The sequence below is a fragment of the Streptomyces sp. NPDC059080 genome, assembly GCF_042739975.1.
Taxonomy (GTDB): Bacteria; Actinomycetota; Actinomycetes; order Streptomycetales; family Streptomycetaceae; genus Streptomyces; species Streptomyces benahoarensis.
Genome location: NZ_JBHYGX010000091.1, coordinates 1 through 1206, shown reverse-complemented (window position 1 = coordinate 1206; position 1206 = coordinate 1). Strand labels below are relative to the sequence as shown.

General features: G+C 67.5%; 1 protein-coding gene. It reads right to left on the bottom strand.

The genetic code is table 11. The features are described 5' to 3' along the window. Nucleotides 1-242: 242 nt before the first annotated feature. The coding region (locus tag ACFWWQ_RS29665) for a tyrosine-type recombinase/integrase (RefSeq protein ID WP_384602357.1) at nt 243-1206 on the bottom strand (964 nt) is incomplete at its 5' end.

The following is a 1206-nucleotide window of genomic DNA, read 5'->3' as shown; positions in this document are numbered from 1 at the left end:
CGAGGTGTGGGCCACATTGCAGGCCATCAAGCTGCGCGCCGACAGGACCGTCCGCGAGGCCGCCGAAGCTCTGTTCCAACGGGTTGCAATGGTCGCCGATCCCGATGCGACGGGGATGTGGGCGCGGTGGGTCGACGACATCGAGATGGAGGGCGCCGAACGTCCGGATTGGGAGCAGGAGTTCGGCACAGATCTTTCACGCGACGACGATTGCCTGTACCTGTCTGCGCTGGACGACTTCATCACGCTGGCCAGGCTGGACCTGCTTCACCGTTGGTGGCACAGCTCCCTCCCGGGACCTGTGCGTCGCTGGTATCTGAGCCGGAAGCATGGAAACCAGCGCGGGGGTCCCGGCCGCCGTGGAAGCAACCCCGAGTCGAGCTGCGGCTCTCGGAGAATGTCCTCGCCCGCGTCGATGACGCCAAGAGGAATTTCTTTGACACCCGCGGGAGAACGCTGCGTCGGCTGATCGCCCGGGGCCTGGCAGCGGAGTCGAAGTAGCCGGCTCCGTCCGATTTTCCGGCCTGTGGCCAGGGGCTACTCTCCGATGGCAGTCCCAGCCTCACCGCCCATCCTGGAAATCGGTTATGCATTCTCCCCCCCGCAGGGCCGGTAGTGAGCCTGCCGGCGGTGGCGCGGAAGTCGGGCATGCCGAGGTGGACGGTGGTGTGCCGGGCCGCGAGGTCGCGCATCGCGGCGAGTTTCTGCTTGGTGGCGGTGAGGCTGGCCTCGATCGCGGCGACCTCGCCGAGCCAGCCCTGTTCCTTGGCTTCCTGGAGCCGGTCAAGCAGGTTCGCGTGGATCTCCTCCAGGCGGGGCATCTGCTCGAAGTGCGCCAGGAAGTCCTGCCATTCCTGTGCGGTGGGCTCGCGGTACTCCTCACCGGGCCGGAGTGACCGGCGGCGGGCGATGAAGGACCGGTGGTGGTTGATGACGTCTTCGGGGTAGATCGCGGCATATCCGAGGGTCGTGTCGACCGTCCGATGGCCGCAGATGCGGGCGGCGATGTGCGGGGGCAGGCCGGAGCGGAGGGCGTCGGTCACGAAGATTCTCCGGAAGTCGTGCGGCGTGTATCGCAGCTGCTCATCGCCGGGCCCGGTCAGCCCGCTGGCGGCGAGGGCGTCGTTGAGGCAGGTGTAGATGTAGTTGCGCGGGATGGCTCGGTCCTCTGGGCCGCAGCGGCGCTGGAAGAGGAACGGCATCGGT